This window comes from Posidoniimonas corsicana, assembly GCF_007859765.1.
Classification (GTDB): Bacteria; Planctomycetota; Planctomycetia; order Pirellulales; family Lacipirellulaceae; genus Posidoniimonas; species Posidoniimonas corsicana.
This window is the reverse complement of sequence record NZ_SIHJ01000003.1, coordinates 322,803-346,279: the sequence shown is the minus strand read 5'-3', so window position 1 is coordinate 346,279 and position 23,477 is coordinate 322,803. Positions and strand designations below refer to the sequence as shown.

Here is a 23,477-nt window from a genome sequence, read left to right as displayed (position 1 = left end):
GAGCTGCATTGAGTTGCACGACTCTGTCGTCACCGCATGTGAAGTCCTCAACCGGGAATCCCGAATGCACTTCGCCTACGCCGTGCTGCACCGTTCACTAGGTGCTGACGGGATCGACCGCGGCGAAGTCTATTCGCTGAGTCTCGACGTTATTCTGGGGGATGCTTCGATCGTGCGTCCCTTCGCCGCCCTTCCAACGACTCTGTCAGACGGTGTCGCCAGGATTGGTGACACCGTCTACGAGGGCCGCCTGCCCTACCCCTTGGATCAACAACGAGCAATCGTCGATCTAGAGCTTTGGGACGACCGTGGGAATCTCATTCGCATTGTTGCGCAGTCAATTGCTGTGCAAGCAAGATCTGTCGAGGTGTATGTAGAAGATTTACCCGGCGCTGGCTAAGCATCAAGCACCTCCGGGTTCACCACGCACTCGGGCGTCCTGCCTAACAGGAACTCCCTTGCCTGGCGCCCCACCCTCTCGCGGAGCTCGGTAATCGCCTGCGGCGAGCAGAACGCAGAGTGCGGCGTGACGATCACGCGGGGATCATTGTAAGGCGGCCGCGACAGGTCGGGCGGCTCAGGGGTCTGCACGTCGAGCGCCGCGCCGGCCAGTTGTCCCTTGTCGAGCGCAGCGGCCAGGGCTTCGTGGTCGACGATGCCGCCGCGGGCGGTGTTGATCAGGTACGCGGTAGGCTTCATCTGGGCAAAAGTCTCCGCGTTCATCAGTTGGTGCGTCTCGTCGCTCAGCGGGCAGTTGAGGCTGACGTAGTCGCTCTCGGCCAGGAGCTCGTCGAGCGGCTTCCACGTGACGCCCGGCGGGACCTGCTGCGAGCGGTTCGTGCCAATCACCTGCATGCCGATGGCCTGGGCCAGTTCCGCGAGGATCGTGCCGGTGGCGCCGAGACCAATGATCCCCAGCGTCTGCCCCTTGAGTCGGTAGATGGGCTGGGCGGCGACCAGGTCGTACACGCCGGACTTGGTCGCGTGGTGGCAGACCGACAGCTTGCGGCCCAGGTCCATGACCATCGCCAGCGCGTGCTCGGCCACCTCGCGGACGCAGTAGTCCGGCACGTTGGTGACCAGGATGCCCTTCCCGGTGGCGTGCTCAACATCGATGTTGTCCAGGCCAATCCCGGTCCGAGCGATGTGCCGGCAATTGGGCGCGGCGTCGATCACCCGCGCGGTGGTGGGCGCCCAGCAGGTGACGATCAGCACCGGGTTGAGCTCGGCCGCCTGCGCAATGAGGGTCTCCTCTTTGTTGTCGGGAGAGAGGACGAGCTCGCAGTCGGCCTCGGCGAGCGCGGCGCGCTCGATATCGGGGTCGGACCAGGGGAAGTCGGTGTAGAGGGCTTTGTGCTTGGGCATCGGCAGTGAACTTGTGGGTGTAGCGTACCCGTCAACTCTGCGGGCCAGCCTATCGACTGTCAGCCCCCGGCAGAGCCGGGGGCTACGGGCGGTGCTGTTGGCGGGCGGTGCTAGTGGTACATCGCTTCGATCTCGCGGCGGAAGCTTTGCTCGATGCCGCTCCGGCGGAGGCTCAGCTTGGCGGTCAGCTCGCCGCGTTCGATGCTAAACCCGCGCGGGATGAGCGTAAACCGCTCGATCTGCTCGTGCTGCGGCAGACCGGTGAGCTGCTCCGCGATCTCGCGCGCAAACACCTCGCGGATGTGCGTGTGCCGCAGGGCCTGCCGGCGGGAGAACACCCACAGCCGCCGCTGGCGGATCTCGCCGCGGACGCGGTCCGGGTTGGGCACGATCAACGCCGACAGGTGCTTGCGACCATCGCCCACGACGCACGCCTGCTCGACCCAAGGCGACGCGCACAGAAGCGACTCGAGCCGCGAGGGCGACGCGTTGCGGCCGGTCGAGAGGACGAGCGCCTCCTTCTTCCTGCCGGTGACAGTCAGGCGGCCCTGCTCGTCCAACTCGCCGAGGTCGCCCGTGTGGAGCCAGCCGTCCCGCAGCACGCGGCGGGTGGCCTCGTCGTTGTTCCAGTAGCCGAGCATCACGTTCGGGCCGCGGACCAGCAGCTCGCCATCGTCGGCCACGCGGACCTCGACGCCGGCCAGCGGCGGGCCGACCGTGCCAACCTTGTTGGCGGCCAGGCTGCTGGCGGCGACGACCGGCGCGGCCTCGCTCAGACCGTAGCCGTTCATCAGCGGCGCGCCCTCGTCGGCGAACGCCTGCTGCACGGCCGGCGAGAGCGCGGCGCCGCCACAGAAGCACTGCCGCACCCGCCCGCCCAGCGCCTCGCGGAGCGAGCTCTTGCCGCCGGCCTCGCGGTCCGCCCGCCAGTGGTCGAGCACCTTCTGGTAGAAGTACGGCACCCCGTTGAGCGATGTCGGCTCGACCAGCTTGATGTCGCGCATCAGCGTCTCGCGGCGCTCGGCCAGCGCCAATCGGGAGCCCCGGTAGACCCACGCGTACAGGTCGCACACCCGGGCGTACAGGTGGCTGTGGGGCAGGAATGAGAGCCGCACCTCGCTGCCGTCGCCGCCGACGGCGTCGCTCACGGCGGTGGCGTTGGACGACAGGTTGGCCTGCGTCAGCATGGCGGCCAGGGGCTCGCCGGAGGTGCCCGAGGTCATCGCCAGCGTCGCGACGCGATGCTCCGGCGGCAGCCGCGCGACCCGGACCAGCTCGCCCGACAGCAACCGGCGCCGCTGCCCGCGGTACAGCGGCAACGGGCAGCGGTCGATGATCGACTCGGCCAGCGGCGCGTGCACCACCCCCAGCGACAGCATCGCCAGATCGCGGGCGATCCACCGCGGGCTGTTGGGGCCGCAATGGGCGACGATGTCACCCTCCCCAACCCCCAGTTCTTGCAGCTCGCCGCGGGCCTGGTCGACCGCCTGGTCCAGCTCGGCCCAGGTGCGCCAGCTCAGCTGACCGCCGTCAATGACGCCCAACGCGGGCGCGTCGGGTTTCCGGCGGACGGTGTCGGTGAACAGCCGCGCGATGTCGGGCCGGGGGTCGGCGGCTGACGGGTTGTCTGGCATAGCCCGCATGATCGCCCGCGGCGGGCGGCGTGGCAATCGCCCGTGGCCGCGCCGGGGGCCGCCACAACCGGCCCGAGCGGTGCCGCCGCGCCAGTCCGCACGACGCCACTCGGAAGGTTTTGACCGGGGGTCCATCGCGACCTATATACGAGTGGGCAGTCATCCCGCCGCCGGCCGGGTGCGCCCTCTGTCCCGCTGCTGCACTCCTATTGGAATCCTCCCGGACATGGACCCTGTCCGCCCAACCGACCCGCCTGCGGCGTCTGAGAACGACGCCCCCACGCTCGACGCGCCGTCGCCCGAGGCGCTGCGCGCCATCCGTGCGAAGGCCGAAGCCGCGCTGCAGGGCCAACGGGACCTGAACAGCGAGCTGGAGCAGCGGCTCGAGGCCAGCCTGGCCGAGCTCACCGAGAAGCTGTCCCAGGAATCCGCCGCCGAGCTCGAGCAGCAGTGCAACCAGGAGCGTGAAGAGCTTGCCGCGGAACGGGCCCGGTTCGAGGAGGAGCGCGCCGCCTGGCAAGCCGAGCGCGAGGCCGCACAGGCCGACTTAACGCAGGGTGAAGAGGAAGCGGAGCGGGCCTCCGAGGCGCTCGCCGAACGCGAGGCGGAGGTCGCCCAGCGTCAGCACGACCTGGCGGAACAGCAGTCCGACCTGGAGAAGACCCGGGCGGAGATCGAGTCGCTCCGCGCCAGCGTCGAGAACGGCGCCGACGACGCCCAGCGGCAGCTCGCCGAGAACCACCAGGCGGAGCTCTCCCGCCTGACCGAAAACCACACCGCCGAGGCGGACGAGCTGCGTAGCGAGCTCAAGTCCGCGCGGCATCAGGTCGAGTCGCTGCAGGCCAGTCTGGCCTCCGCCAGCGACGAGGCCGAGCAGCACGAGCAGACCCGCCAGCAGCTCGCCGAGACGCAGCAGCAGCTCGCCGCGGCCCAGGCGGCGCTCGACCAGGCGCCCCCCCAGGAAGACCACTCTCATGAACTCGCGGAGCTGCAGCAGCAGTTCGACCAGGCGGTCGCCGAGCTGAAGCAGCGCCGCGACCACTCCGAGCAGCTTGCTCAGGAGCTGGCCGCCGCGCAGGCGGCGCTGGAGCAGGCGCCCCAGCAGGATCCGTCAGAAGAGGTTGCCGAGCTGCAGCGGCGGTTCGAGTTGGCGGTCGCCGACGCGCAGCAGTACCGGCTGCGGATCGAGGAGCTCGAGCAGGAGCTGGCCGAACGGCCCGCCGCCGACCAGGGCGACAGCGCCGAGGTGGTGCATCTGCGCGAGGAGTGCGACCGGCTGCGGGACCAGATCACGGACCTGGAGAACCGGCCCGCCCTGTCGGGCGACTCAGACGCCGACGTCCAGGAACTGCAGCAGCGGTTCGAGATGGCCGTGGAGGACGTCCGCGAGCTCAAGCGTGAAAACCAGGAGCTGCAGGAAAAACTGGCCTCTGGCGTCGGGTCCGCCGGCGTCGCCGACGAGAACGACTGGGAAGCGCAGAAGCGTCGGCTGCTGGCGAGCCTCGAGGGCGAGGCTTCCGACGAAGCCGAGATCACGCCCGAGCGGGCCGAGGAGCGGGCCACCATCGAGGGCACGATCCAGATCACCGACGAGGTCATCTGCGGCAAGGACGAGGTGATCGCCGACCTGAAGCGGCGGCTGGCCGAAGTCCAGGAGTGCACCAACCAGGAGCTCAGCGAAGAGTTCGCCGACGACGAACGGCTGGAGGCCGAGCGGGCCCGCCTGCGGGGACTGGAAGACAAGCTCAACGAGCAGCTCCGCCAAGCCGAGCTCGAGCTCTCGGTGGGCCGCGCGACGCTGGCCCGCCAGAAGGCCGAGATGGAGCAGAAGCTCATCGACCTCGAGGCGGCCCGACCGGCCGCCCCACCTGCCCAGCCGGGCGCCCGCGACGACGGCCGCCGACAAAGCAACTGGCTGCGTAAGCTGGGCCTGGGCGGCGACGACGAGTAGCCGCCACCCCCGGCGCCCGCTGCCAAATTGGCAGCGATAGCGAGGGCGCCCTGGGTGATTCTTCCCCCGCCGCCAGATTGGCAGCCGGCCCGGCCACAGGCGTTGAACCTAAGTTGCTTTCTGATAGCAACTTACACCTTTCTCTCCGACTGGCGCACGACTTGCGTTCACTGCTGCCGGCCAGGCTGCGCATGGGCAGACCGGCTGCCAATACAAACCCCGCCGCCGCGATCCAGCGGCGGACGCTGTTTCCAAGATCGCCTTCGATCCCACACTACAGGCCTACATTACAGCCAAGTCCACAGGAGGAACCCTCGCAATGGCGACCGCTACCAAGAAGAAGTCCAAGGTCAAGCTGGAACCGATGAACGACCGGGTGGTTGTCGAGCGTGACGAGTCGGAAGACGTCACCGCCGGCGGCATCGTGCTGCCGGATTCTGCCAAGGACAAGGCCAACCGCGGCACGATTGTGGCCGTGGGCCCCGGCAAGGTGCTGGACGACGGCTCGCGTGGCGAGCTGCAGGTCAAGGTCGGCGATCGCGTGCTGTTCACCAGCTACGCGCCCGAGACCATCGAGCTGGGCGACGATGAGTATCTGCTGATGAGCGAGAGCGACATCCTCGCAGTGATCGAGTAGGCGCTGGTTGGAAGGCGCTGGGCGCTGATTCCCAGGGTTTGACCTTCCATTCAAGAACTAGCGCGCAGCGCCCGCCAATCTCCAACCGGCGGCGCCCGGTCGCCTAAGTCCAACACACCAAGCCGCGCACCGCGGCGAACAAACTCAACCCCAGTATCAAGGGAGCCCCCATGGCAAAGATGATTGCTTTCGATCAGGAAGCACGCGACGCGATGCGTCGTGGCGTTCAGAAGCTGGCCAAGGCCGTTAAGGTCACGCTCGGTCCCAAGGGCCGCAACGTGATCCTGCAGAAGTCCTTCGGCTCGCCCACCGTCACGAAGGACGGCGTCTCCGTGGCGAAGGAGATCGAGCTTGAAGACACCTACGAGAACATGGGCGCCCAGATGGTGAAGGAGGTCGCCAGCAAGACCTCGGACATCGCGGGCGACGGCACCACCACGGCCACCGTGCTGGCCGAGGCGATCTTCAACGAGGGCCTGAAGGCCGTCGTGGCCGGCGTGAACCCCGTGCAGATGAAGCAGGGCATCGAGAAGGCCGTCGAGGAGATCACCGCCGAGCTCAAGAAGATGAGCATCAAGGTGAAGAGCTCCGAGGAGATGGCCCAGGTCGGCACGGTCGCGTCGAACGGCGACACCGAGATTGGCCAGATGCTGGCCCAGGCGATGGAGAAGGTCGGCAAGGACGGCGTGATCACCGTCGACGAGGGCAAGAGCCTGGCGACCGAGGTCGAGTGGGTCGAGGGCATGCAGTTCGACCGCGGCTACCTTTCGCCGTACTTCGTGACCGACCAGACGCTCATGGAGTGCGTGCTGGAGGACTGCTACATCCTGGTGTTCGAGAAGAAGATCTCCAGCATCAAGGACCTGGTCCCCTGCCTGGAGGCCGTGGTCAACAGCGGCAAGCCGCTGCTGATCATTGCCGAGGACGTCGACGGCGAGGCCCTGGCCACGCTGGTCATCAACAAGCTGCGGGGCACGTTCAACGTGGCCGCGGTGAAGGCGCCCGGCTTCGGCGACCGCCGCAAGGCCATGTTGGAGGACATCGCGGTCCTGACCGGCGGCCAGGCGATCTTCGAGGACCTCGGCATTAAGCTCGAGAGCGTCGGCCTGGCCGAGCTCGGCCGCGCCAAGAAGGTGATCATCGACAAGGACAACACCACGATCATCGAGGGCGCCGGCAAGAGCGGCGACATCAAGAGCCGCATCGACCAGATCCGCCGCGAGATCGACAACACCTCGAGCGACTACGACCGTGAGAAGCTCGAGGAGCGTCTGGCCAAGCTGTCGGGCGGCGTCGCTAAGGTGAACGTTGGCGCCGCGACCGAGAGCGAGATGAAGGAGAAGAAGGCCCGCGTCGAGGACGCCCTGCACGCCACCCGCGCCGCGGTGGAAGAAGGCATCTTGCCGGGCGGCGGCGTCGCCCTGGTCCGCACGTCGGCCAAGGTGAAGCCGTCGGGCCTGAGCCACGACCAGGAGGTCGGCTACAACATCGTGGTCCGCGCCTCGCGGGCCCCGCTGACCGCCATCGCCAACAACGCCGGCCAGGACGGCGGCATCGTGTGCGAGAAGGTTTCGCAGAGCAAGGGCAACGACGGCTACAACGCCGCGACCGACGAGTACGTCGACATGGTCAAGGCCGGCGTCATCGACCCGGTGAAGGTGACCCGCACCGCGCTGCAGAACGCGGCCAGCGTCGCCACCCTGCTGCTGACGTCCGACGCGCTGATCGCCGACGCCCCGAAGAAGGGCAAGGGCGGCGCCGGCGCCCCCGGCATGGACGACATGTATTGATAACGGGGTGAGGAGCCAGCGTTCGGGGATCATAAATCCCTGAGCAACGCTCCCCGCCAACCGCAACCCGCCCCGCGGTTCCCACTTGCCGCGGCGGATTCGATAGAGCCCCGGTCAGTCGAAAGGCTGGCCGGGGTTTTTCATTGCGCGTACCGCCCGCCGCATCTAGAGCCGCGGTGGACGTTAGCCGGCCAGGAACTCGAGCAAATCGTCCCTGAGCTGACGCTGGTGGGTGACCAGCAGGCCGTGCGGTGCGCCCTCGTACTCCTTGAGCGTGGCGTGGGGGATCCCCGCCGCCGCGGGGCGGCCGCTGCAGTCGATCGGCACGGTCTGGTCCTCGGTCCCATGCACGACAAGCGTCGGCGTGCTGAAGCTCGTCAGCTCGCTCCGGAAGTCGGTGCTGCTGAACGCGACCACGCAATCAATGGTCGCCTTCAGGCCGCCCTGCATCGCCATCGACCGGGTCCATTCCAGGCACTCGTCGCTCACCGCGCGGTTGAGCATGCCCACGCCGTAGAAGTCCTTAAAGAAACCGCCGTAGAAACCGGGGCGGTCCTCCTTGAGCCCCGAGGCGATCTCTTCAAACACCGACTGGGGCACGCCGCTGGGGTTGTCGCCGGTCTTGAGCATGTAGGGCACGATCGACGATACCAGAACGGCTTGCTTAACGCCGGTGCCGCCGTGGCGGCTCATGTACCGCGCGACCTCGCCGCCCCCCATCGAGAACCCCACCAGCGTGGCGTCCTCGGCGCCGGTCGCTTTGAGAACGTCCGCCAGGTCGTCGGACAGGGTGTCGTACTCGTAGCCCGACCACGGCTGTTCCGAGCGGCCAAAGCCACGCCGGTCGTAAGCGATCACGCGGTAGCCGGCGTCGGCCAGGTCGAGCGCGTGAGGGTCCCAGGTGTCGGCGCTGAGTGGCCAGCCGTGGATCAGCACTACGGGCCGGCCGTCGCCCCAAACCTTGGCGTACAGCTTGGTGTTGTCGCGTGTGGGAATCAGCACGGGGACCTCCGTCGGTGGTTGGCAATGCGGCTCTTATGTTTGCGTTTGCAAACCCTATGCCGGCGCCGACGCTGCTGCCGAAGATTCCCACCGTGGTCTGCTGGCGCCGCCTGCTGACAGAAAACTCAGCGGCGCTTCTAACACTATCTCCGACACCGCGTTGAAGGATCATCTGGCCCGGCGGGGCCGACGAATGCGGGGCGTCGTCGCGGCCCGTGCTCTTTCTTAAAGGGCCACAAAGATGTTCAAGAAGCTTTGGAATCCGGAAGCCTGGCGGCTTCCGGATGGAGTCTCTCGAAGCGCGTGAGCTGATGGCCGGCGACATAAGTGTCAATACAAACCGCGACTACGAGTTCTCTGCGGCACTGAGAGCACTGGCTTCATGAGCGTGAAGCCTAAGGGTGCTTCCCACCGAAGGCCGCCCGTCGTCATGCCTTCTCCAGTTCGCTCCCCAGCTTGAGCACGTTATTGCCGTCTTCGACGTGCACGTAGTAGGCCGGGTTCTCCTGTGAGCCGTCGCGGGTGACCTCCTGGCCATCGATCTTGCGGGTGACCCGCTTCTCGAACCGGCTCTGTACCTTCCCGTGCCCGTAGCCGTTCCCCCACTTCCACTTCACGGGATCACCTTCGCTGTAGGAATTGCTCATACCTGCTCTCGCTGGTTCGACCGACTTGTATTGACGGAGCGCTGTTGAGCGGCGGACGCACGGGCGGAGTTCAGGAGCTCACCAGCCCATCGACCCCGGGACGCCCTTGAACGGTCCAACGACATCATCTGTGATCCACCCGCCATAAAAACCGCCCGGCTGCGGGGTGACGAGCTGGTCGTCGACATAGCAGGCGTCCACCCGGCCTGGGTAGAACGCGACGCAGCCTGCAATCGCAGCAAATCGCTGTGACGGGCGTGGATAGCCCCAGGCCGCCCGTTCGGCCACCTGCTGGCCGACCCGAAGGTCGAAGTACTTCGCACCGCCCTTCCACTCGCAGAACGAGCCGCCGCCCGCCGGCGTAAGGTGCTCGGCGAGTTGCGGCGACAGCGGGACATAGAAGACCGGCGGGTGACTGGTCTCGAGCACGCGGTGCGACTCACACGTGTCGACAATCGTCACGCCTGAGAAGACTATCCGGATGCGGCGTCCGCACCGCTCGATCGCCGGCGGACGCGGGTAGTCCCACACCGACTCCTGGCCGGGCCCCGGTTTATCAGGACGAGGGCGCACTCTGCTACTCCTGGTGAGTTTCTAAAGTGCATCAGGCACTAGAAAGACCGTACAGGGATTCGCACCCCGCCGAACTCCACGCCCACAGACGCACCGGGCGGGAGCACCCGCAGCAATGCGCGGCTGCGAAGAAGCGACAACAGCAGCCGCGGCGGAGGCAAACGACGCGACCTAAGCGTCAGCCTCGCGCCGTCTACTACGATCATGACCGGTTGCCCGTCGACGGTGGCCGACAGTTCGCCGGCCGCGGTCAGTTTGGGGCTGCCGACCCGTCGCTCGTGGACACGCTGATGCTGCCGTTGAGCACCCACTCGGCGTGCTTCGCTTCGGGCCCCACGCCCGACGGAACACTGAGGTGCATGTCCGCGAACTGATAGTTGATCTCGGCCTGCCGGCCGGTGAGACGATCGAACAGCCCGACCGCAAGATCCGGCCAGTTGGTGGTGTGCTGGGAGTCGCTCATGGGGACGCCTTTCATGGAAGAACAGGATGTGTGAACTCTGAAGCTACGGAACTCTAGACGCGACTCCCGCTCCGCCAACTGCGGCGACGCCATATTCCAGGACGCCAGCGCGAAAGCGGCCTCGGCACACGTTGCTTTGCAAGAAGCGTGTGTTCCGCAACCCGTCCAGACCGCGTAGGATTCCCGCAGCGGCGACGCTCATCACTAGTCTCATACCCCGCGGGCAGATCGCGATCGATGTCCGATGTTGCTGTCAATTTCCGCCACGCTCGGAGCAGGCGGCGTGGGGTGTCGCTGGTCGAGATGCTGGTGGTTGTCGCCATAATCGGGATGCTGGCTGCGTTGCTGCTGCCGGCGATCCAGGCCAGCCGCGAAGCGTCACGCCGCGGGCAGTGCCAGAACAACCTGCGGCAGATCGGCCTCGCCATCCAGGTCTACAACGACCACCACGGCCACTACCCTTCGGCCCGCGATCAGACCGGCGTGTACGGCGCGTCGTGGGCGTTTGAGCTGCTGCCCTACTTGGAGCAGCAGGCGCAGCACGACAGCTTCCTGCCCACCGTGCGCGTGGACGACGACCGCAACGCCGCGGCGATGCGGACACCGGTCGCCCTGTACTTCTGCCCAACGCGGCGGCCACCGGCTGCCGACCGCGACTTCGACAACGGCGGCTCGCCCCCGCGGGTGCGCGGCGTCGCGGCGGGCGGTGACTACGCCGCTAACGCGGGCCTGCACCACAACTACAAGACGCCGCCCGAGCTGGGAGGCCCCGACCACCCGCTGGCGATGTCGATCACCGCCGGCCCGATCTACACCAAGTCGCGCGTCACGGACCGCCACGTCACCGACGGGCTCTCTAAGACGTTCGCCGTGGGTGAGCGGCACACCCCGATGGAGGACGTGGCCGCCGGCGAGCCCGAGGTCCGTGACCTGCGGCTCGGCGACACCGCCTACTTCGCCGCGGACACGGCGGCCGCCATTCTTGGCGGGTCCCGCTGGGGCCTAGCAACGGGACCCCGGGACGCCAACGTGTTCAAGTTCGGCAGCGCCCACGCCGGGGTCACCTTCTTTGTGTTCCTCGACTGCCACACCGTAGCCGTGCCCAGCGACGTCGACCTAGCCGTGCTGCAGGAGGGGTCGGTCATCGGCGACGGCGGGCAGGTCTCGACGGCCGAGTACCCCTGGTAGCCCAGGCGCGGACGCCCGCTGCGCGTATCGAAGAACCAGATGCGCGACTTCGCGTGGAACATCTCCGAAGGGACGATTAACTTGAATACTGCTGCGGAGCCCCGATGTGGCGCTGCAGCGTCTCCTCTTCTTAGGCGGGCTGACGACTACGCCACAGGTGTTCACCACTGTTTTTTGATGGAGCGTCTCATGAGATCGACATCGCTGTTGTGCCTCGCAGTTGGCTGCGCGGCTCTCGCCGCCACCTCTGCCCAGGCGGCCTTCCTAATCGAGATCGATACCGACGGCGCCGACGACGGCGTGCTGACGTACAACTCACACTTCACCTTCGGGGGCGACACCATGACCGCATCGCAGTCCTCGGCGAGTTCGGCTTTCGGGCTGACCGGCGGCGACAGCATCTTCGGCGGCGACGGCGTCAACGACCCCGACACCTACGTCTACCGCTACGACCCGACGACGGACGCCGACAACCTTAACACGGCCGGCCAGGCGCTCGGCGTCAGGCTGGACGGCACGCCCGTGGCCGGGTCGGGGAATGTCGGCGGCGCGGCCGGCCCCTACCGCGTCTACGCCGCGTGGCCATTCACCACCAACGTCAATGCTGCGGGCGTCACCTACACCGCGGTTTCTGGGGCGAACAGCTTCTCGGTGCTGGTCGATCAGAACGACCCCGCGATTCAGGGCGGCTGGGTCTACCTCGGTGACATCGACTACGACGGCTCCAGCGGGATCATCCTGACCCAAGAGGCGGAGGTTAACAGCTTCGTCTCGATGCGGTCGGCGGCCGTGATGTTCGAGCCGGTCCCCGAACCCGCCGCGGTCCTGCTGACCTCGCTGGCGGCCGCGGCCGCACTGGCGCGTCGGCGTCAACGCTAGACACGCGCGAGCTTGGGCGCGTTCCGCCCGGGCTGGCTCCTCCCGCCGGCCCGGGCTCTTTCATGCGCGCTACTCGGCGCGGAAGACCCGCGCCGCGTCGCCACTCTCGTACTTCAGCAGCACCACGCCCCAGCAGCCGAACTGGAGCCGGTCGGACAGGGAAAGTGTCCGACGCACCGTGCGGAAGCCGAGCGGCTCACAGAACCGCCGCCACCCTCGCCGCCGCGCCACCTCCATGAAGAGCGTCCCACGCTCAGCGGTTTCCAGTCGTTCGATAGCGCCAGCCACGAGACGCCGCCCGACGCCCCGGCCGCGGTGGCTGGGCTCGACGCAGAGCGAGTGGATGAAGAGCGCTCCTTCCGGCGCGCCGATCAACGCCCGGTTCCAGTCGCCGAGCAGCGTAAAGTAGACGCCGAGCTCGTGATTGGTAAACCGTTCTTCGATGGCGTCCCAATCATGCCGGACCTCCTGCCACGCATCGGGGCCCAGGGCGACCGAGACCGAAGCCGCACCGACGAGTCGCCCCTCGTCGTAGGCGCCCACCGCTAGCCGCGGTTCGCGCGGGGGATCGACGACTTCGGAGATCTCGAAGAAGTTGGGGAGCCGCTCCTGCAGGTAAGCGGTGAACACATCCGGGATGCGGTTAGAGAGTTCCTGCGCCGCGGCCACCTCACCGTCAAAGAGGGTTCGGATATCGATGCTGCTTGTGCCCACTGCCCGGCCCCGTTTACCTGCGTCGCCCCCATCTAGGCCCGCTTGGCCCATTCTCGCACACGCGGCAGGTTGCGGTACAGGATCCACGTGTAGACACGCCTGGGCAGCAGCCCGCGGAGCCAGGCGAATGCGACCGCGTCGGCGCTGCCGTACACACGCAGTGGCGGGGAGCGCGAGCGGAGCACGGCGGCCACCTTGCGCGCGACCGAATCGGGCGTGGCGAGCGCGCGATTCATGGCCTTGCCGATGAACGCCTCCATGTGGAAGTAGTGCTCATGGTAGGGGTCCGCGCAGTCGCCGGACGCGCGGGCGCTCATAATTGTGTACGGCACCTTCTCGAACGCGTCGGAACGCATGAACCCGGGCTGGATCAGCGTGACCGATACATTCCACGGCTTAAGTTCGTAGTAGAGCGCCTCGCTGGCGCCCTCCAGAGCGAACTTCGATGCCGAGTAGACGGACATCGTCGGCATGGCCATCATGCCGCCCACCGATGAGATATTGACGATCTTGCCGCGACGTTTCGCCCGCATCCCCGGCAGGACCGCCCTGGCCAGCTCGATGGGAGAGCGGAAGTTGATGTTCATCTGGTGCAGCCGTTCCGGCTCGGTCACGTGCTCGACGCACGAACGGTACGCGACGCCCGCGTTGTTGATCAGCACGTCGACGCCGCCCAGGCGCCGGTTGATCTCGTCGACAACCGCCAGCCGCTGGTCCGCGTCGGTAACGTCGAGCGCGCGGATCCAAACGCCCTCCTCTTCCGATACCCCGTTCTCCGCGAACCGCGGCAGCGACGACTCGCGCGCGGTGAGCACGAGCCTGTAGCCCCGCTCGTGGCGTTCGCTCAGCAGGCGGCGGGCGATAGCAAGGCCCAGGCCGACCGACGCGCCGGTGACAAGCACGACCTGCTCCTCCGGCTGACGCGGCTTGCGGGGCGCAATCATCGCGAGATCCTCGCGTCTGCGTCGTTCGCCCGGCGTGGGACGCCGGCGTCGACACAGGGGGACTCGCCTGCTGGTTAGGAACCGACGCCTCTCGCCTTGCGGTGGGCACTGAGCAACCACCCGCAAGCCAACCGGGGTCCTATGCTATCGTCAAAGAGCTCTGCGCCAAAGCCTGCGGCCAAGTCCGCCGACTTTTCGCCGGTTTGCAGCTACGCGCACGAGACGGTTGCTGGTCGCCCTTGACGCCGCGGGCCCCATTCCGACAATGGCTTTCCAGTCGGACTGACCCGCTTTTTCTTTGCCCAGGACCCGCTCACGCCGCGACCCCCTGCGTGACATTCTCGCCCGCCGCCTGATTCTCTGGCGCGGCATCCCTGAGGCCTGCTCCCTACCGCAAGGACGTTTATGAGACCCCGCTGCGCGCTGTTTGCCGTCTTGATGCTGTTTGTGCTCTCCGCCGACTCCGCCCGTGCGGTGGTGATCGAGTGGACGCTTGGCCGCTTGTCCGCGTATCTGCAAGACGGCAGCAACCTGGCGCCGGCGGCGCCGTCATTCCACGAGGTCTTTGCCCAGTTCGCTTCGGACGACCCGTTCGAGTTCAGCGGGGTGGTGCTCGAGCACCCCACGGGCCCCGATGCCCCGCTCGACGCGATGCCGGGCGGCACGCGATGGGACATCAGCAGCGGGTACTTCTCTACCTCTCAGCTAGAAACCGCGTGGCCCGCGGGCGACTACACCCTCGCGGCGAATTCCGGTTCGAGCACGATCCGGGAGTCCGTTGCCCTGCGCTCGCACGATGTTGACTCGGTCCCCTACTTCACCGGCTCGGTGTACGAAGTCCTCAGCGGCCTCAACCCGTCGCGGCCCGTGACGCTGGAATGGAATGCGCCCGGCGCGGAGGTCGACCGCGTTACCGTGCATATCGCCAGCCTGTCGGGCGGGCAGGCGCCGATCGCCGTCGACGCTACCGGCCAGACCAGCCTGCCGCTGCCGGCAGGGACGCTGGCGCCGAACACGGTCTATTCGCTCTCGATCGAATTCTCGTCTGAGCAGGCCGACCAACCCGACGCATTCTCCTCCGGCGAAGGCAAGTCGGTCGTGAAGAATATCACGGAGATCGCGTTCACCACCGGCGAGGTTCCCGAGCCGAGCGGCCTGGTGGCGGGCGCGCTGCTGGCCGTTGGATTGTCGGCACGCCGCCGCCGCGCCGCCTAGAAGGCGGCTTCAGTCTCCTCGCCCGCCATGGTCGACATCGCTCGGAGCACGTGGGCGTCGGCCTGCTCGCGCACCACCTGCACCGCGGCGTCACCCATTAGCACGTGGCAGAAGTCGCCGTGCAGGCTGCCCGCGGAGGAGTGTGTGCCGAGCTGACCGACGCGCCGCTGGTCGCCGACCGCGGGCCAGTCCCAGCTGTTTACGCCGTGGGCGTCAAGCGCGACGCCCTGCATCACCCACCCGCGGTACGCCCATGCAGGCGCCGAGCCGTTGAACACGTCGAACAGCGTCTCGGCCATGGCGGCGGTGTGCGACAGCCCATCCCGAACACGCCGGTAGGAGGTGTCGCTGTTCTCGCCGAACATCCGCCGCTCCGACACCGGAGACAGGCGCCAGTGGTCGCAGATTGGGTCGCTCGCGACGACAAAGTCGTAGTTGGTCTTCACGCTCCGGTAGCGGCTGTCCCCCGCTCCGTACAAGCCTCCGGACGGCAGCAGGGGATCGCCGCTGTCGTCCGGGCACCGCAGCAGGCCGATCGCCTGCGCCGCCACCGCGGCATTGCCGCTCACAACAGCGTTCCCGAGCAGCGGCGCCAACGCGGTTGTGGGCGAGCAGCAGCCGTTGTTCCCTTGCACTATCTGTGCTGCGGCCGCGGCGAAGTCGAACCGGTCGTAGAGCGCGGCCTCTTCTAGGTACGGCAGCAGGTGCACCAGACCGTTGTAGTTCCGGACGTGCGTTACCCGCCGCTGTTCTGGGAACCGGCACCAGCCGTAATCCTCGCCCGCGGGTGGCAGGCGGAGGTGGTCGGCGTGGTGGCCGTGCAGCGCCAGGCCGAGTTGCTTGAGGTTGTTCGCGCAGTGGGTCCGCCGCGCCGCGCCCCGCGCCGACTGAACCGCCGGCAGCAACACCGCGATCAGCACGCCGATCACGGCGATCACCACCAGCAACTCGACGATCGTAAACGCCCGTCGGACCTGGGGCGGCGGAGCAGCAGACACAGTGCGGATCTCCTGGGTGCGATAACCGGGACTCCCGGCTGCCTCCAGTATAGGTTGCGGCCGGCAGCACCAGACTGCCGCTCCGCATATTCAGCGCAACCGCACCTGCCCAAGGTCAATCGGCCGCTGCCGGCGGGTCCTCGACCGGGATCTGGATCTTCCCCAGGTGCACCAGCCGGGCCACCGCCCAGCAGCCCAGCGCCCAGGCGCCGCCGGCGGCCCAGCCGGCCAGCACGTCGGTCGGCCAGTGCACGCCCAAGTAGACGCGGCTGGCGCCGATGGCGATCGTCAGGCCAATCGCCACGGCCAGCAAGAAGAACTTGAGCGCCCGAGGGCGGACCAGCTCAGCGAGCACCGCGCCCAGGCTCAGGTAGGCGCAGGCCGCGACCATCGCGTGCCCGCTGGGGAAGCTGCGGGTGTAGACGTACGAGCCGTGGGGGGTGAGGTTGGGGCGGGGGCGATCAAACAAGGCCTTCATGCCGTAACTAAGCAGGAAGCCCCCGACCAACGCCGCCAACAGCAGCACCGCCTGCTGACGCTTGTCGAGCACCCACAGGAACACCACCGCGATCACCGCCGTGAGCGTCACCACGGCCACGCCGCCCAGGGCGGTGATGTCGCGGACCATTTCTTCAAACCACTTGGGCCCCACCGGGTCGGAGAGGTCATCGGCGTTGCGGAGCGCGAGCACGAGCCGCTTGTCCATCTCGTGGGATTCGCCCTCGACTACCTCGTCGGCGATCTCGCAGAACGCCCACACCCCGGCCGATGCGAGCACCAAAGCGCCGATCAAGAACGGTTCACTCAACAACGTTTGGGGGAGCTGCTTCAGGTTCACAATATCTGCCTGGGAAACGTTCTTTGAGCGGTGCGCCAGCGGTCAGCCCGCCGGCGTGGCCTGCCCACCGCAAGTCTTACGCCGGCCGGGACGTATCCCACCGGCGGCGGGCGGCGTAGTATTGTACAGCAGCGGACCAATCGCGGATCGACCCTCAGGAGGAACGTCATGAAGGATGTCGCGGAGTATCGTGACCTGAGCGGCGCCGGCTTGTCCATCGGCGGTTACCTGCTGGAACGCCTGCAGGACCACGGGGTGGGGCACGTGTTCGGCATCCCCGGCGACTACGTGCTGTCGTTCTACACGATGCTGGAGGAGAGCCCGATCGAGGCGGTCGGCTGCACACGCGAGGACTGCGCCGGCTTCGCCGCCGACGCGTACGCCCGGGTGCACGGCATGGGCGCGTTGTGCGTCACCTACTGTGTGGGCGGGCTGAGCGTGTGCAACTCGGTGGCCGGCGCGTACGCCGAGAAGTCGCCGGTGGTGATGATCACCGGCTCGCCCGGCCTCCGCGAGCGGATCCACAACCCGCTGCTGCACCACATGGTCCGCAACTGGCGCACGCAGTACGACGTGTTCGAGAAGCTGTGCGTGGCGGGCGCCGAGCTGTCCGACCCGCTGACCGCGTTCCGTGAGATCGACCGCGTGCTGGCCACGTGCAAGCGGTTCAGCCGGCCGGTCTACCTCGAGATCCCGCGCGACATGGTGCACGTGGTGCCGAACGCGGGGCCGCGGTTCGAGCTCCCCAAGGTGCAGAGCGACCCCGAGGCCCTCGAAGAGGCCGCCGAGGAGACCGCCGCCCGCATCCGCGCCGCCAGGCAGCCGGTGCTGCTGTTGGGCGTGGAGGTTCACCGCTTCGGCCTGCAAGACCTGGCGCTCCGGCTCGCCGAGTCGGCCGGCATCCCTATCGCCGCCACCATGCTCGGCAAGGGCGTCGTCCCGGAGACGCACCCGCTCTACATGGGCCTGTACGAGGGCGCGCTGGGCCGCGCGGAGGTGACCAAGTACGTCGAGGGCAGCGACTGTGTGCTGATGCTCGGCACCTTCATGACCGACATCAACCTGGGCATCTACACGGCCAACCTCAGCCTGGGCGACTGCATCTACGCCACCAGCGAAGAGCTGCGTGTGCGCCGCCACCACTACCACGGCGTCCGCCTCGAGGACTTCCTCAAGCGGCTGGTCGACAAGGCGCCCCGCCCCACGCAGTCGCCCCCGCCGGCGCCGACCGAGTCGTCCCAGCGCGAGTTCACCCTGCAGCCGGACGAGGCGTTATCCGTTACGCGGCTGATCGAGCGCCTGGACGAGCAGCTGTCGGGCGACACGGTCGTGATCGCCGACATCGGCGACTCGCTGTTCGCGTCGACCGAGCTCACCACCCACGGCAGCACCGAGTTCATCAGCCCGGCCTACTACACGTCGATGGGGTTCGCCACGCCGGCCACGCTGGGCGCGTGCGTCGCTCGGCCGGAAGCGCGGGTGGTGGCCCTGGTGGGCGACGGCGCCTTCCAGATGACCGGTATGGAGTTCAGCAGCCTCGCCCGGCGGGGCGCCAAGGCGGTGGTCATTGTGATGGACAACGGCGGCTACCACACCGAGCGGCTGCTGCACCCGGGCGACTACCGCTTCAACAGCATCCAGCCTTGGGCGTTCTCACAGATCCCGGAGTTGGTGGGCGGCGGCAAGGGGTACGAGGTCCGCACCGAGGGCGAGTTCGACGCCGCGCTCCGCGCCGCATGGGCCGACGACTCCGGACCCAGCCTGATCCACGCCCGGTTGACCGGCGAGCCGAGCCAGGCGTTGCGGAAGCTGGGGGCGCGGATGCAGCGGACAGTGGTGGGGGAGTAGCGTCGGGGACCCATGTCGGGGAGGGCCGCGCGGCCAGCGCCTCGAGCGAACCTGCTTGATCGCGGGGACTACGGTTGAGGCGGCCCGCAGCGGCTGCTATCCTGCATTCCGACCAGGACGCTAGTAAGCCGCTCCCCACGCCCCCCCAAGTCTGCCTCGATGTCACCGGCGTTCTCGCCCCATTCTGTTCGGCTGGCTGCGGACCTCGTCAAGGCGGTGCTGCTGCTGGCGGTGCTGCTGGCCAGCGGATTGCTGGGCGGCGCGTCGGCGCGGGCGAACCGGGTTGAGTCATCAACGGACGTCGAGTGCCTAGAGGTCGAGCTGGCCGTCTGCGAGGGCGCTCGCCGCCGGCCGTGCCGCCGCACGCCATCCGCCGATCCGCTGCGGGTGGGCAGCCTCACCGATCTGCGGTTCGCGTGTCGCCACGCCGCGTTTGGCCGCCCTGCGCTGGGTGAGCACCTTCATCGCAACGGACTGGGCGCGCCGCTGCGCTGCTAGCCGGCCTGCGCGCCTTGTCTGTGCTGCTGTGCACGCCAACGGCCAAGCCTGCCGTTCCGGCCCGATCTTCTTGAGTCGCTTCTCCCCCCTTAAGAAAATGCTATGCCCATGAATGCTGCGACCTTCAAGAAAGACCTGATGGCGTCGATCGTCGTCTTCCTGGTGGCGCTGCCGCTCTGCATGGGCATCGCGATTGCCTCCGGCGTGCCGGTGGCGGCCGGCCTGATCACCGGCATCGTTGGCGGGCTGGTGGTGGGGTGGATTGCCGGCTGCCCGCTCCAGGTCAGCGGCCCGGCGGCGGGCCTGACGGTGATTATCCTCGACCTCGTCAACGAGTTCGGGCTCGAGACCCTGGGCATCGTCGTGCTGATGGGCGGGCTGATGCAGGCCGCGGCCGGGATGCTTCGGATGGGCCAGTGGTTCCGCGCGGTATCGCCGGCGGTGGTGCGGGGCATGCTAGCCGGCATCGGCGTGTTGATCATCGGCAGCCAGTTCCACGTCATGGTGGATGACAAGCCCAAGGGCAACGGCATCGAGAACCTGATCACCATCCCGCAGGCCGTGCTCAAGTCGCTCACGCTGCCCGGCGTGCAGTCGCAGGAGTCACGCGAATTCCGGCGTGACATGCTGCAGGAGGTGGGCGAGATCCACCGCCGCCAGCAGGACCTGGAGGAGCTGGTGGCGGAGGTGTACCCGCACATCCACAACCCCGAGATCGAGTACACCGAGGAGCGCCGCGATCAGGCCCGAGAGAGCATGCAGTCGTTCGTAGAGAAGCAAGAGGAGATCCAGCAAGACCTCGAAGCCGCCGCGGCCAGGATGCAGGAGATGGATCAGCACTTCGCTACGCCGGAGCGGGCCGTCGACGCGGCGACCGCCGCCCAGGCCGCCCTCGAGCAGAACCGCACCGCGCTGGCGGCGTTCGAGTCGGGCGAACCGACAGATATCCTCGCGGAGCAGGACAAATCAGTCGCGGCCGTGCAGGGCCTGTTGGACCAGTTGAAGAACCATCACTTCGCCGCGCAGGTCGGCGTGCTCTCAATCCTAACGATCGTTGTGTGGCAGTTCGTTCCAAAATCATTGAGGGTTATCCCCGGCCCGCTGGTTGCCGTCTGCGTGGCGACCGTCGTGGCGACCGTGTTCGCGCTGCCGGTGCTGTACGTGGAGATCCCAGACAACCTGTGGGAGGGCGTGCACCTGCCGTCGCTGGCGGTGATCCAGGAGTCGGGCCTGGGCGCCCTGATCCCGGCGGCAATCCTGGTGGCCGTGGTGGCCAGCGCCGAGACGTTGCTGTGCGCCACCGCCGTGGATCAGCTGCACACCGGCAGCCGCACCAACTACGACCGCGAGCTGTTCGCCCAGGGCGTGGGCAACACGGTGTGCGGCGTGCTGGGCGTGCTGCCGATGACTGGCGTCATTGTCCGCAGCTCCGCCAACGTGCACGCCGGCGGCCAGACCCGCGCCTCGGCTATCCTGCACGGGCTGTGGCTGCTGCTGTTTGTGGCCGTGTTCGGCTTCCTGCTGCGGCAGATCCCCACCGCCTGCCTGGCGGCCATCCTGGTCTACACCGGCTTCAAGCTGGTGAACATCAAGGACATCCGCAAGCTGGCGTTGTACGGCAAGAGCGAGGTGTTTATCTACTTTGCCACCGTGGTGACCATCGTCGCAACCGACCTGCTGACCGGCGTGCTGGTCGGAATCGCGCTGGCCGCCGCCAAGCTCTTGTATACGTTCAGCCATCTGGACACGCGGCTCGACACCGAGGTAGACGGCAAGTGCCGCCTGCACCTCAACGGAGCGGCGACCTTTGTCCGGCTGCCGATTCTGGCGTCCGAGCTGGAACGCGTCCCCGACGGCTGCGAGCTGCACGTCGACTTCCAGGAGCTGCAGTATATTGACCACGCGTGCCTGGAGCTGATGATGAACTGGGCGAAGCAGCACGAGAAGGCCGGCGGCAAGCTGGTGATCGACTGGGAGTCGCTGCACGGCCGCTTCCAGGCCGGCGGCAAGTCCAATGGCGCGGCGCGTCAGGCGTCATAGGCATCGCAGGGCGAGAGAGCGGCCCCGCCCGATCGAGAAGCGGTGCGCTACCCCAGGCACGCCCCGACACTTGGGACCGCGGCCGGTCACGCGGGGCTGTGCCCGTAGCATGAGCGCTTCCAGCGGCCAGGGGTTTCGATTAGGCTGGACGCCCTCGTCCGACCCCCTGCTCTGCTGGATCCCTTCATGGCTCAACGCAACGCCCGCATCGGGCTGAGGCTGTTCTTGGTCTACCTGGCGTTCTACGGCGGCTTCGTGCTGCTGGCGGCCTTCAAGCCCGACGCTATGGAGGCGACCCCCGCGGCCGGCGTGAACCTGGCGATCTGGTACGGCTTCGCGTTGATCATCGCCGCGTTCGTGCTGGCGATGCTCTACGGCTGGCTGTGCCGCGAGCCCCAGAACGCCGGCGACGCGGGGGACCAGCGATGAACCTCCTCGACCCGGCTGTTTGGATCTTCCTGGCGTTTGTCGGCCTGACACTCGGGCTCAGCTTCTACCTGGGACGGCAGGCCACCAGCTCGCAGGGCTACTTCGCGGCGCACGGGCAGATCCCGTGGTTCGTCAACGGCGTGGCGTTCGCCGGCGACTACCTGTCGGCGGCGTCGTTCCTGGGCATCTGCGGCATGATCGCGTTCCACGGGTACGACGGGTTCCTTTACTCGATCGGCTACCTGGCGGGCTGGATCGTGGCGCTGTTTGTCGTTGCCGAGCCGATGAAGCGGCTCGGCAAGTTCACCTTCGCCGACGCGCTCAACCACCGCTTCGACTCGCCGGGCATCAAGCTGGCCGCGGGCGTCAGCACGCTGGCGGTCAGCGTGTTCTACCTGATCCCGCAGATGGTCGGCGCGGGCGCGCTGGTCACGCCGCTGCTCAACTGGCCGCACTGGCTGGGCGTCTGCGTGGTGGGCGCGGTGGTGATCCTGATCGTGGTGACCGCCGGCATGGTGTCGACCACCTGGGTGCAGTTCCTCAAGGGATCGCTGCTGGTGATATTCAGCGCGGTGCTGGCTGTGCTGATCCTCGGCCGCGGCTTCACCGCCACCGACCGTCCGATCGAGCAGCAGGTGATCGTCCGCTCCAGCTCGGGCGTGACAGTAAACGGACAGCCGGCCGACGAGGCGCAGGCAGCCGCGGCCGAGCGTCCCATCGGCGAGGTGGTCTCGCTGCCGGGCGGCGAGGCCAAGACCGGCCCCGTGGGGCCGCTGCAGTTCTTCAGCACGCTGCAGGAAAGCGAAGTGGTGCTGTGGAAGAAGAATGAAGATGCCGACCCCGCCGGCGCCGTCACCACCACCTACACGCCCGACGTCAAACCCGGCGCGCACGTGCTGCGGCCGGGCGAGCACCCCAACTTTAAGGGGATCCGCAGCGGCGACGCCATCGACAAGGTCAACTTCCTGTCGCTGATGCTGGCGCTGTTCTGCGGCACGGCGTCGCTGCCGCACATCCTGATCCGCTACTACACCGTCAAGGACGAGGCCGCCGCCCGCAAGAGCACGATCGTTGGGATTGCGTGCATCGGCTTCTTCTACGTGCTGACGCTGTACCTGGGCCTGGGCGCGATGACCAGCGGGCAGATCTTCAGCTTCAACTCCAACATGGCCGCCCCGCTTTTGGCCAAGACGATCAGCGAGCCGCTGTTCGCCGTCATCTCCGCCATTGCGTTCACCACCGTGCTGGGCACGGTCAGCGGGCTGATCCTGGCGTCGGCCGGCGCCGTGGCCCACGACCTTGTCGAGACCCTCGCCGCTGAAGAACTGACCGACCACCAGCGGGTGCGGATCGCCAAGATCGCGTCGGTCGCCGTCGGCGCAATCGCCATCGTGCTGGGCATCGTGTTCAAGGAGATGAACGTCAGCTACCTAGTTGGTTGGGCGTTCAGCGTCGCGGCGTCGGCCAACCTGCCCGCGCTGGTGATGCTGCTGTTCTGGCAGCGGACCACCAAGCAGGGCGTGATCGCCGCGGTAATCATGGGCATGGTCAGCTCGCTGACCTGGATCCTGCTGAGCCAGGACACGTTCACTAAGGTGTACGGCCTGTCGGAGGGCTGGCTCACCCCGTTCAGCCAGCCGGGCATCGTGACTATCCCGCTCGGGTTCCTGACGCTGATCGTCGTGTCGCTGATGACCCCGCGGCATGAGGACGCTCAGGCGGCCGCAGCCTGAGCCAACCCGGGCGGCAGGAGCCGATGGATTACATCCATCGGAGGCCCCGCTGAACGGTTCTTGTGGGGCGGCCTCGCCCCCGGGTTGATCC

General features: G+C 67.5%; 22 protein-coding genes. 12 read left to right on the top strand and 10 right to left on the bottom strand.

The window, feature by feature from the left end; all coding sequences use genetic code 11:
- Nucleotides 1–64: 64 nt before the first annotated feature.
- Complete coding sequence (locus tag KOR34_RS20785; RefSeq protein ID WP_146567834.1) at nucleotides 65–400, top strand: hypothetical protein; 336 nt, start codon at nucleotides 65–67, stop codon at nucleotides 398–400.
- Here KOR34_RS20785 and KOR34_RS20780 read toward each other — a convergent pair.
- Both KOR34_RS20780 and KOR34_RS20775 read right to left on the bottom strand, forming a co-directional pair.
- Entirely contained in the window at nucleotides 397–1,365 is a 969-nt protein-coding gene (locus tag KOR34_RS20780; RefSeq protein WP_146567832.1) for a C-terminal binding protein, read from the bottom strand. The genes KOR34_RS20785 and KOR34_RS20780 overlap by 4 nt on opposite strands.
- Nucleotides 1,366–1,475: 110 nt before the next feature.
- On the bottom strand, nucleotides 1,476–2,999 hold the full coding sequence (locus tag KOR34_RS20775; RefSeq protein WP_197531634.1) for an AMP-dependent synthetase/ligase: 1,524 nt from the start codon (nucleotides 2,997–2,999) through the stop codon (nucleotides 1,476–1,478).
- 226 nt (nucleotides 3,000–3,225) lie between these two features.
- Here KOR34_RS20775 and KOR34_RS20770 point away from each other — a divergent pair, with 226 nt between their 5' ends.
- The 3 genes from KOR34_RS20770 to groL all read left to right on the top strand — a co-directional run bounded on the left by KOR34_RS20770 (nucleotide 3,226) and on the right by groL (nucleotide 7,377).
- Nucleotides 3,226–4,950, top strand: a complete 1,725-nt coding sequence (locus tag KOR34_RS20770) for a hypothetical protein (RefSeq protein ID WP_146567829.1) — start codon at nucleotides 3,226–3,228, stop codon at nucleotides 4,948–4,950.
- A gap of 319 nt (nucleotides 4,951–5,269) precedes the next feature.
- Nucleotides 5,270–5,587 carry a co-chaperone GroES gene (locus tag KOR34_RS20765; protein ID WP_146567827.1) on the top strand — a complete coding sequence of 106 codons (318 nt, stop codon included), beginning with the start codon at nucleotides 5,270–5,272 and terminating at the stop codon, nucleotides 5,585–5,587.
- Nucleotides 5,588–5,757: 170 nt separating this feature from the next.
- The gene (groL, locus tag KOR34_RS20760; RefSeq protein WP_146567825.1) at nucleotides 5,758–7,377 is read left to right on the top strand and encodes a chaperonin GroEL; all 1,620 of its coding nucleotides are present in this window, start codon (nucleotides 5,758–5,760) and stop codon (nucleotides 7,375–7,377) included.
- 183 nt (nucleotides 7,378–7,560) lie between these two features.
- On the opposite strand, the gene KOR34_RS20755 is transcribed toward groL, so the two are convergent.
- From KOR34_RS20755 to KOR34_RS20740, 4 genes are all read right to left on the bottom strand, one after another.
- Nucleotides 7,561–8,379, bottom strand: coding sequence for an alpha/beta fold hydrolase (locus KOR34_RS20755; RefSeq protein ID WP_146567823.1), 819 nt, complete (start codon nucleotides 8,377–8,379; stop codon nucleotides 7,561–7,563).
- Nucleotides 8,380–8,807: 428 nt separating this feature from the next.
- Nucleotides 8,808–9,026, bottom strand: coding sequence for a hypervirulence associated TUDOR domain-containing protein (locus KOR34_RS20750; RefSeq protein ID WP_146567821.1), 219 nt, complete (start codon nucleotides 9,024–9,026; stop codon nucleotides 8,808–8,810).
- Between the two features lie 78 nt (nucleotides 9,027–9,104).
- Nucleotides 9,105–9,599 carry a DUF427 domain-containing protein gene (locus KOR34_RS20745; RefSeq protein ID WP_146567819.1) on the bottom strand — a complete coding sequence of 165 codons (495 nt, stop codon included), beginning with the start codon at nucleotides 9,597–9,599 and terminating at the stop codon, nucleotides 9,105–9,107.
- 250 nt (nucleotides 9,600–9,849) lie between these two features.
- Nucleotides 9,850–10,062, bottom strand: coding sequence for a hypothetical protein (locus KOR34_RS20740; protein WP_197531633.1), 213 nt, complete (start codon nucleotides 10,060–10,062; stop codon nucleotides 9,850–9,852).
- Between the two features lie 237 nt (nucleotides 10,063–10,299).
- Between KOR34_RS20740 and KOR34_RS20735 the strand changes: the two genes are divergently transcribed.
- Nucleotides 10,300–11,250, top strand: coding sequence for a DUF1559 family PulG-like putative transporter (locus tag KOR34_RS20735; protein ID WP_146567815.1), 951 nt, complete (start codon nucleotides 10,300–10,302; stop codon nucleotides 11,248–11,250).
- A gap of 189 nt (nucleotides 11,251–11,439) precedes the next feature.
- Entirely contained in the window at nucleotides 11,440–12,129 is a 690-nt protein-coding gene (locus KOR34_RS20730) for a PEP-CTERM sorting domain-containing protein (RefSeq protein WP_197531632.1), read from the top strand.
- A gap of 69 nt (nucleotides 12,130–12,198) precedes the next feature.
- On the opposite strand, the gene KOR34_RS20725 is transcribed toward KOR34_RS20730, so the two are convergent.
- Together KOR34_RS20725 and KOR34_RS20720 are read right to left on the bottom strand one after the other, a co-directional pair.
- The gene (locus tag KOR34_RS20725; protein WP_197531631.1) at nucleotides 12,199–12,843 is read right to left on the bottom strand and encodes a GNAT family N-acetyltransferase; all 645 of its coding nucleotides are present in this window, start codon (nucleotides 12,841–12,843) and stop codon (nucleotides 12,199–12,201) included.
- Between the two features lie 32 nt (nucleotides 12,844–12,875).
- Nucleotides 12,876–13,787: an SDR family NAD(P)-dependent oxidoreductase gene (locus tag KOR34_RS20720; protein ID WP_146567809.1), complete on the bottom strand. Its 912-nt coding sequence runs from the start codon at nucleotides 13,785–13,787 to the stop codon at nucleotides 12,876–12,878.
- Between the two features lie 405 nt (nucleotides 13,788–14,192).
- Here KOR34_RS20720 and KOR34_RS20715 point away from each other — a divergent pair, with 405 nt between their 5' ends.
- The gene (locus KOR34_RS20715) at nucleotides 14,193–15,002 is read left to right on the top strand and encodes a hypothetical protein (protein ID WP_146567807.1); all 810 of its coding nucleotides are present in this window, start codon (nucleotides 14,193–14,195) and stop codon (nucleotides 15,000–15,002) included.
- On the opposite strand, the gene KOR34_RS20710 is transcribed toward KOR34_RS20715, so the two are convergent.
- Nucleotides 14,999–16,000 carry a DUF1559 domain-containing protein gene (locus KOR34_RS20710; protein WP_146567805.1) on the bottom strand — a complete coding sequence of 334 codons (1,002 nt, stop codon included), beginning with the start codon at nucleotides 15,998–16,000 and terminating at the stop codon, nucleotides 14,999–15,001. The genes KOR34_RS20715 and KOR34_RS20710 overlap by 4 nt on opposite strands.
- 115 nt (nucleotides 16,001–16,115) lie before the next feature.
- Complete coding sequence (locus KOR34_RS20705) at nucleotides 16,116–16,808, bottom strand: phosphatase PAP2 family protein (RefSeq protein ID WP_146567803.1); 693 nt, start codon at nucleotides 16,806–16,808, stop codon at nucleotides 16,116–16,118.
- Between the two features lie 198 nt (nucleotides 16,809–17,006).
- On the opposite strand from KOR34_RS20705, the gene KOR34_RS20700 reads away from it, so the two are divergent.
- The 5 genes from KOR34_RS20700 to KOR34_RS20680 all read left to right on the top strand — a co-directional run bounded on the left by KOR34_RS20700 (nucleotide 17,007) and on the right by KOR34_RS20680 (nucleotide 23,386).
- On the top strand, nucleotides 17,007–18,686 hold the full coding sequence (locus tag KOR34_RS20700; protein WP_146567802.1) for an alpha-keto acid decarboxylase family protein: 1,680 nt from the start codon (nucleotides 17,007–17,009) through the stop codon (nucleotides 18,684–18,686).
- A gap of 159 nt (nucleotides 18,687–18,845) precedes the next feature.
- Nucleotides 18,846–19,184, top strand: coding sequence for a hypothetical protein (locus KOR34_RS20695; RefSeq protein WP_146567800.1), 339 nt, complete (start codon nucleotides 18,846–18,848; stop codon nucleotides 19,182–19,184).
- A 102-nt stretch (nucleotides 19,185–19,286) separates the two neighbouring features.
- Nucleotides 19,287–21,224 carry a SulP family inorganic anion transporter gene (locus KOR34_RS20690; RefSeq protein WP_146567798.1) on the top strand — a complete coding sequence of 646 codons (1,938 nt, stop codon included), beginning with the start codon at nucleotides 19,287–19,289 and terminating at the stop codon, nucleotides 21,222–21,224.
- A gap of 186 nt (nucleotides 21,225–21,410) precedes the next feature.
- Nucleotides 21,411–21,653, top strand: coding sequence for a DUF485 domain-containing protein (locus tag KOR34_RS20685; protein ID WP_146567796.1), 243 nt, complete (start codon nucleotides 21,411–21,413; stop codon nucleotides 21,651–21,653).
- Complete coding sequence (locus KOR34_RS20680; RefSeq protein ID WP_146567794.1) at nucleotides 21,650–23,386, top strand: sodium/solute symporter; 1,737 nt, start codon at nucleotides 21,650–21,652, stop codon at nucleotides 23,384–23,386. The genes KOR34_RS20685 and KOR34_RS20680 overlap by 4 nt, the downstream gene beginning before the upstream one ends.
- The last annotated feature ends 91 nt before the right edge of the window (nucleotides 23,387–23,477 follow it).